Below are 9243 nucleotides of genomic sequence, written 5' to 3' on the forward strand. Positions count from 1 at the left end.
CTCCAACCGCCTGCCGCCACACGAAAGGCATGTCATCTTGAACTGCTCATGGCAGGAATCGCTTCTGAAAAGGATGCTGCCGTGTGATGAGTCAAACAGCCATTGAATGGATCAGCCTGGGTATTGCAGGAGAGGAACTCCTTGCGATCCGGAGTCTTGCCCCGGGGAGTCGGTTGGGTTCAGGTGTACACAGCCACATTGGACTCAAACCACCTGTCGCTCACTAACCGCAACCGAACATATCTATATCTCTCGATACAGTAAAAACTTTAGCTTCAATGAATTACAAAAAACATTGCGTGTGTATTTGTGGTTGACAATCGCCCGGTGTTGTGGAATGTTGCCCGGGATTGCGATTGATTCCACAATTTGGGGAGTTGTCACCATGAGACGAATGGGGGGCGTTGTCTATTTTGCAATCTGGATCAGCTTGTTCGGCTGCACCCTGCTGGGAACGCAAGTCCATTACCCACTGCCGGCGGTTTCGGGATCATCGGCCGACGGCGTGCTGCGGCTGATCAATGCCAGCGATACACCGCAGGATGCGACCATCTGCTTTTTCCTCCATGGACAACTGTACACGGATCAACCGACCACGTTGACCGTCCCGCCCCACGGGGTTGTGGTGCAATCCATCGGCGCGCTTGCCGTGGCGTTATCCGATCCGCCGGCCGGCCGCCCCGGCTATCTCGTGGTGACCACGCCCATCGACTCGGTTCACGCCGAAGTGCTCCTTGCAAGTCTGCCGAACGCTCCCGCGACGAGCAAAGCCCGCCCGGATTCCTTCTTCAACAAAGCGATCAATCCGCCCGGCCCCATCGCGCTCTACCCCCTGTACCCGACTGCACCCCAGACCGCCTGGACCACGTTCTTTCAGGGACCGGCAGCGGTGACCGGCACCTGGCTCCTCCTGGGCAATCCATCAGCCACTCCAGCTAAGGTCGGGTTGCGCGTCGACTCCCCCGATGCTACTGTGCCCATCGCCGCAGCTCTCACCCTCGCCGGTCATGAAGTCCGGTGGGTGGCCGCGGAGAGTGAATTGTTCGCCGGATCCGGTCTGCCAGACACCGGTGTGCTTCGCCTCACCGCGGACCGGAGTGTCCTGGCCGTGGCGTGGTATCCCGAGGCCAACGGCCTCATGGCGGTTCCGACGTCCACAATGGGGATCGACAGCGACGGCCGGCTGGTGCCGGAATACGATGCCTTCCCCCGCTTCGGAACCGCCGATACGCTGTGGCTGGCCAATCCGGGCCCGGCATCGGTCAGCCTGACCGTGGATCTGGTCACCACCGCCGGCACCCGGCTGGGTCAAGGCACCATCGACGTGCCGGCCAACGGGTTTGTTCGCCGAAGCTGCGAGGAGTTGTTCGACGGGATCAGTTTCCTGCTCTATCAAACCCATGCCGTTCTCCGTACCGATGCTCCGACCTTGCTCCTGGCGGCAACCGTGATCTGCGGCGCGCAGCAATCGGCGGCCCCGATACCCGCCGCCATGGGACCGGCGATGACCCATCCCACCTGGCACGTGGTCAAGGACGCGACGTTTTTTCCTCTGACGGTGCACAACCCGGGTGCCGGTCCCGCCACGGTGATGGTGACCCAGTACAACAGCTCCGGACAGGTCGTCCGCCAACCGGTCTATTCGGTGGCGCCGGACGCCAACCGGGTCATCTGGCTCTCGACTCCGTTGGAGTCGTTCTGGGACTGGTACTGGAACCGGCCCAGCCTGGTCACGGTGACCGCGGACGGACCGATTGCCGCCTGGACCTGGCACACGGCGGTCACGGTCGTCGGCGGCGTGCCCGGCTGGGGTCTGGCGCCTGTACCTGAGGATCATCCCATACCAGTGCTCACCGCGCTGGAACCGGCCGCAGTGGTGGCCGGCAGCGCCGATCTCGCCGTCACGCTGCACGGATCCGGTTTCATCTCCGATAGCATTGTGTTTGCCGACGGCTCGCCGTTGAGCGTGACCGGCCAAACGGACACGCAGCTCACGGTCATCGTTCCGGCGGCGGATTTGATCCAGACAGGCGCCGTGAACATGTGGGTGGAGAATCCACCGCCGGGCGGCGGCACTTCCGCCACGCTGGCTCTGGCGGTGGTGCCGGGTGTGCCGGCCATCACCGCGCTCAACCCGGCGCAGGTACCGGCCGGCAGCACCGGCGTCACCCTCCGCGTCGACGGCGGCCCGTTGCATGCCGACTCGGTCATCACCCTGGATGGGGCGCTTCTGAGCACGACGTACCATGCCGGCAGTCCGGCGTTCCTGACGGCGGCGCTGCCCGACGGGTCGCTCACGCTGCCCGGCCCCCGGGGTGTGACCGTGATCAATCCGGGCCTGGGCGGCGGGGAATCCGCTCCGGCTGTTCTGACCGTGACCGCCGGCATTCCGTCTCTCGTCGCGCTGGACCCGGCCGAGATTCCCGCTGGCAGTGTGGGTGTCGTTTTACGCGCCGATGGCGGGCCGTTGTATCCCGACTCGGTGATCCGGGCCAACGGCGCGGACCTGGCCACCACGTTCCATCCCGGCAGCCCGGCGTACCTGACCGCCGTGCTGCCCGATGCGCTGACGGCGGCCACCGGTGTCCTGTCCATCACTGCCGTCAATGTCGGACCCGGCGGCGGGGAATCGGCGCCCCTCGAGTGTCTGGTGACCGCCGGCATGCCGGCCATTACCGCGCTCGATCCGGCCGCGGTCCCGGCCGGCTCCCCCGGCGTGACCCTGCGGGTCGACGGCGGGCCGTTCCACGCCGACTCCGTCGTGATGCTCGATGGTGCGGTCCTCCCGACCGAATATCACCCCGGTGATCCCGTCTGGCTCACCGCGGCGGTGCCCGCGGCGGCCACCGCGCTGCCGGGTCTGCGGGCCGTCACCGTGGTCAATCCCGGCCTCGGCGGCGGCGAGTCGGCCCCGGCAACGTTCACCGTGCTGGCCGGCGTGCCGGTCCTGACCGCGCTGGACCCGGCCGAGATCCCGGTCGGCTCCACCGGCGTGATGCTCGGCGTCCAGGGTGCTCCGTTCTATCCCGGCTCGATAATCCGGGTGGATGGGACGGAGCTGGCCACTGTATATCACGATGGCAGCCCGGCGCTGCTCACGGCGGTGCTGCCCGACGCCCTGCTGGCTGTCCCTGGCAATCTTCCCGTGACAGTGGTGAACGCTGGCCCCGGCGGCGGTGAGTCCGCCCCGGCGATGCTCGCCATCACCGGCGGCACTGAGCGGCCTGTGATCACCCTGCTCACCCCGGCCCAGGTGGCGGCCGGCTCCACCGGCGTGGAGCTGTTCGTCTACGGCCGGCCGCTTGACGCCGCCGGCCTCGTCCGGATCGACGGGAATGACATGGCCGCGACTTTCCACGATTGGCTGCCGCCCGCCCTCGGGGTGCTGCTGCCCGATTCGCTCACCGCCGCCGGGGGTGTCCACGAGGTGGTTCTCCACGATCCGGCAGTTGGCGATTCCGACCCGGTTCCCTTCACCGTGGTGGACGATCCCGGCACGCCGGTCATCGTCAGCCTGGCGCCGCCGGAGGTGCCCCTCGGTTCCGCCGGCCCGGAACTGACGGTCTTCGCCTGGCAGGTCCAGGACGGCGCCACGATTCTCCTCGACGGCGTCGAACTGCCGACAACCCTCACCCCGGCCGACGACGGCTACCCGGCCGAGCTGACCGCGGCGCTGCCGGCGGCCGTCACCGCCACCGCCGGCGCCCGCGCGGTGACGGTGCGCAACCCGGGGCCGCCGCCGGCCGACTCGGCGGCAGTGAGCGTTCAGATCGTTGATCGGGATCCTCTGATTCTGGATGTCTATCCGCGCGAGCTGCCCCAGGGCGGATTGGATATCGTCATCAACACCCTGGCCGATCCCATCGACTCCAACAGCATCGTCCGGGTCAACGGCATCGCGTGCGAGACTCATCTCTGGCGTACTTTCGACATGCCGCCGACGCTGGACGCCTGGGTGCCCGATGCCTTGCTGAGCGAACAAGGTGCGCTCCAGGTCACGGTGGTCAATCCGGGTCCGCCCCTGCGTGAGTCGGCCCCCTATATGATCCATGTGATCGCGGGCGTGCCGGTGATCGCCGCCTTGACCCCCGCCGAAGTTCAGGCGGGTAGCGCCGGCGTCACCCTTCGCGTCGACGGCGGCCCGTTCCAGACCGACTCGGTGGTCTGGGCCGATAGTTATTACGAAGTGCCCACCATCTACCACGAAGACGGCGACAGCATCTGGCTCACCGCTGAGCTGGACGCCGCCCTGCTGGAGCATGGCGGTTTTCTCCCCATTCAGGTCTACAACCCCACCCCGTGGAGCCTGGTGTCCGAGCCGGTCGAGTTCCGGGTGCTCAACCCGGCGCCGATCCTGGATACCGCCGTCTTCGATGGCTACCTGGCCGGTTACACCGCCTTCCAGGTCCGCCTCCACGGAAGCGGTTTCCAGCCCGCGCCTGACGGCTCGATGATCCTCGCCGGCGGCGGCGTGTATGCGCCGGTGTTCGAGTCTGCCGCGGAGTTGACGGTGGCGCTGCCCATCGGCGCAGCCGCCGGCGGCAGCGTGGACCTGGCGGTGGGAAACCCGGCCCCCGGTGGCGGGCAGTCCGCCACGGTGACCCTGGCCGTGCCGCCGGTGCCGCCGCTGGTGGCCGACGCCGGCCCGGTCCAGGCGGTTCTCGAGGACGATGCCGTCGTCCTGGACGGCTCGGCCAGCTCCGGCCCCATCAGCGGCTACCGGTGGGAACAGCTATCTGGACCCGCCGTTGTGTTGGACGACGCCACCTTGGTCCAGCCACGGTTCGTGCTGAACCATGTGGACCGGGATGCCCTGCTGGTGTTTCGGCTCACCGTCGCCGACGGCTGGCGCGAATCCCAGGCCACCACGTCGGTCCTGGTGCAGCGCCGTCCGGCGGTGTTCGCCGTTGAGATTCTGTCACCGCTGGAAGATGATGCCCTCGAAACCTGTGCCGTCACGGTCACGGGGCGCATACTTGGCGCCTTTGATCCGATGGACGTGTCCGTGCTCGTGGACGGCCAGCCCGCCGCGCTTGCCGGCGACACCTTCACCGCCACCGCCGTCCGGTTGCTCGACGGCCGCAACCGTCTGGTGGCCACCGCCACGGATCGGGCCACCCGCAACCAGGCCGGCGCGGCGGTTACGGTACACTATGCGCCCCCGGAGGTCGATCCGCCGGTGAGCGATGCCTGCGGGTGGATCACCGGCACGGTGTACAGCGCCGCCGACCGGCAACCCCTCGCCGGCGCCCGTCTGACCGTGGAAGGACTCGACGCGCGGCTCTACACCGACGCCACCGGCGCGATCCGCTTTCCCATCGCCGACCTGTCGGACGAGCGACCGGCCCGGACCGTGGTGCTCAACATCACCGCACCGGAGCATCTTGACGCCCAGCGGGTGGTCATGGTCAAGCGCGGCCGCTATCCGCGGGTGGACGACGTGTTCCTGGTCCCGGCCGACCCCGTGGTATCCACCATCCTGATGGCCGGCGGAACCGCCGTCAACTCGAACGGCCGGATCACTATGGACTTTCCGGCCGGAGCCGTCGACACGCCGCTCCAGGTCACCCTGACCGAAATCCCCTTCGGCGACGCCCTGCCCAACGCCATGCCCACACCCTCGGTGTGGACGTTCGCCTTCGACGTCACCGGCGACACCACCGAGGTGCTGAACCTGCCGGTGCGCGTGCGGGTGCAGAACTTCCTGGGTTTCGAACCGGGCACGCCCATCCCCGTGGGCTGGTACAACCGCCGGGCCCACCGCTGGGAGCACGACTCCGTGTCGGTCATCACCGAGGATGGACTCTACATGGAGTTCTACATCACCCATTTTTCGGTTCGCGATCCCAATGCCGTGGCTCCTCCGGGAGATCCCGCTCCGACCGGCCCTGGGGAAAATCCTAAGGATGAATGCGAGAAAATCGACGGGGGCATGTCGGAGATCAGCATCGATACCGGCAACCTCCGCATTAGCTATCAGACGGTACCTTATAAGGTGATGGGAGGGGACGCCAGTTTGACTCTGTCTTACGACGGCAAATCGGTAACCGATCACTTTGTTTTCACAGTCAAGGTAGACAACACCGAGGTCATCCGGCCGGACTTCACCACCATTTATCTTGACATCGCCGAGCGGCACTACCGGACCACCTTCAGCAGCGATCAGGCTGTCAATTATTTCAAAATACGCATTCCTCTAACGGACGACCAGGGCCAGAGGCTGCAGCCCGGTGTTCATCCGTATGACTGCGTGGTTGAGAACGGATACCGGACATACAATTACTGGTCCACGACCTGCTTCGCTTGTGAACCGTTGACGGACACTGGTGTGCCGATGCGCGAACCTTATCGTCAACGGGTGCGATTTTCGGGTAACTTTCTGCTGCAACGATCCGACTTGACTCAGTCCCCTTACGGTGCCGGATGGTCGTTAGGTTTGAATGCGTTGAAACATCTGCACTTCTCGGCAGATGGCGAGTCGGTATACATCCAGGAAGATTCCGGCCAGCCGGTGGAACTGCATGCCGGAATGATCGAAAAGGTATCCGGAACCGCTATCGACGTTCGCCCACCCGCCTGCCAGGTACAACCCGACGACAGCATCGCCAACAACGAGTTGGGAGCCGAAGGCATGTATTTCCATAATGGCGAGCTCTTCTACAATCTTGTTCTGAACAACCCAGAATATTGCCATCAGCTTCGCAAGGTGGATAGTCAAGGACAACTCCGCATACTCATCGGCGGAGGTGATACCGATGTGGACTGGTCCCAGACGGATACCATCCCGGCCAACTTGGTAAAAAACCTATATCTAAATATGGGTGGTGGCGGCAATGACTATCTGGGACACGACGAACAGGGAAATGTCTATTTTGCCAGCAGCGGAGGCGCTTGGAATCGCCTGTTCAAACTGGATCGGGAAGGGATGGTCCGGCTGGTGGCGATTACGCCGATGGACATCAATGAACTTTGCATCGATCACATGGGCAATGTCTACACCCTGTCTTGGGATTACACCAGTCAGTCCACCGTGATCCACAAGGTCATCGCCAATGGTGGAGTGGTCCAGATTGGTGAACTGCAGTTCGATACAGGCGACTTTGCCTGCGATTTAAGAGTGGATCGGGAATTGAATCTTTGGGTTAATGTCAATCGGGCTTCGGGCCTCGAAATCTGGAAAGTTACCCCGGCCGGTGACGCCTCCCCGGTAGCTGGTCATGACGCCGCCGGCACCGCCGCCGAAGCGATGTTCGAAGAAGGAGTACCCGCCGCGAAGGTGAAAATCAATGGCATTTTGCAGATGTTCCCCGACAGCGATGGGAACTTCTATTATCTGGAATACTATCACCTCCTTTCTGAAGGGATATTTGGCGACCGGTTGCGGAAAATTGACGCGGCAGGCCAAGTCTGGACCGTAGCCGACTTCCGCCGAAACGGCGGCTTGCCGGCAGGTGGTGATGATTCGGTCATGGAACCGTTTAACCTGAATTTGTTACAGCCGTGGTCGTTTTTCTTCGACGATGACTTTGAGAATATTTATTTCATGGCCAAAAATGGTCATCTGTACAAAATGAGCCGCCAAATGTATGCCTTCGATGCCAGGCACCGCTACCGGTATGACCGCCTGACCAACCAGTTGGATGACCGCGCTGAGAAGGCCACATGGGAGTTCGATGCCAGTGGTCATCCTTTGACTTGCACAGACCGCAACGGCAATCGGACAGAGTATACCTGGAATACCCAAGGGGTGCTCACCACAATCACCGATCCCCTGGGGGCAACGATATCCATGCACTACTCGGCGGAAGGGTACCTGACCGAGGTGGAGGATCCGTTGGGACGGGTGACCGAATTCGTAGTGGACGGAGCAGGTGATCTTGTCCGGATAGTACAACCGGATCTGTCATTCCTGCAGTTTGAGTATGACTCTTACCATCGATTGACAGCTAAGACCATGGCTGATGGCAGCCGCTTTCGGTACGAATATGAGCCGGACTACGGCACTCTGGCTCGGGTTATTGCCCCGACCGGAGAGCTGCGGCAATATCTGCCGGCGCTTAATCAAGGGCAGGTTCTGGATTCTGATTCTTGGACAGAGGCCAACCCGTACTCTGCCGATGCCGCCAATATGAGCACCGTGATCGACGGAGCCGGTCACACCCGTTATCTCTGGACCGATGAAAACGGTCATGTGCTGGCCACTGAGGATGCCCTGGGTCAAGTCACGTTGCAGGATCCCGATGGACGGGGTTTGGTCAAGACGGTCCATTATCCTGATGGTTCATGGGAAGAATATTTGTACAACGAATACGGCCAGTTGATTCGGATGACCAGACAACCACTCGGTCTGACGCGGCGATACTATTTTAATATGTTGACCCATCGGCTGACCGCCAGCGAGGATGAGTTCGGGCGTCGGACAACGTACGAGTATGATGACGGACTCAATCTGATCGAGCAGATCGATCCATTGAATCATTCAACTCATTACACTTACGAAACAAACGGGTTGTTGCGGGAGGTAATGGACCCACTGGGCCTCAGAACGCATTATGAGTACGACGCATATGGAAACGTGGCGAAGGTGACCGACCCCCTCGGGCATGAAACGGTCTACCAGCGCGACGGGGCCGGCAACGTCATCGCCGTCACCGATCCCAACGGCCACATCACCACCTTCACCTACGACATCATGAACCGGAAGACCAGCCAGACCGATCCCTACGGCCAGACCACCACCTTCACCTACGTCTGCGCCGGGACCAACGCCTCGAGCTGTTCCTGTTGCAGCGGCGAGAGCGCGAAGGTGGCCGCCATAACGGATCCGCTGGGAAACGTCACCTCCTTCGAGTATGACGGCGTGGGCAACCTGGTCCGGCAGACCGATCCGCTGGGGCACTTCCGGTCGATGGAATATGATCTGAACCGCAACCTGGTCGCTGTAACCGATGAGATGGACCGCGTCACCCGGTTTGCGTACGATGCCGCGAACCGCCAGACCGCCGTGATCGGCCCGGATCCGCAGGTCCTCGGCGGCCCGGACGGCCCCCGAACCGACATGGACTACGACGCCGCCGGCCGGGTGATCGCCCGGACCGACTCCCTGGGCCGGGTCACCCGCTTCGAATACGACCCGGCGGGACGCCTGACCGCCCAGGTGGACGCCCTGGGCGGCCGGACGGAATTCGCCTATGACGCCGCCGGCAACCGCACCGCGGTGACCGACGCCAACGGCCACACGAC

General features: G+C 63.3%; 1 protein-coding gene. It reads left to right on the top strand.

Annotation, left to right across the window (positions count from 1 at the left end):
• Nucleotides 1-385: 385 nt before the first annotated feature.
• On the top strand, nucleotides 386-9243 hold an 8858-nt coding region (locus tag GX414_11570; protein ID NLI47733.1), incomplete at its 3' end, for a hypothetical protein.

It is taken from the genome of Acidobacteriota bacterium (assembly GCA_012517875.1).
Taxonomy (GTDB): domain Bacteria; phylum Acidobacteriota; class JAAYUB01; order JAAYUB01; family JAAYUB01; genus JAAYUB01.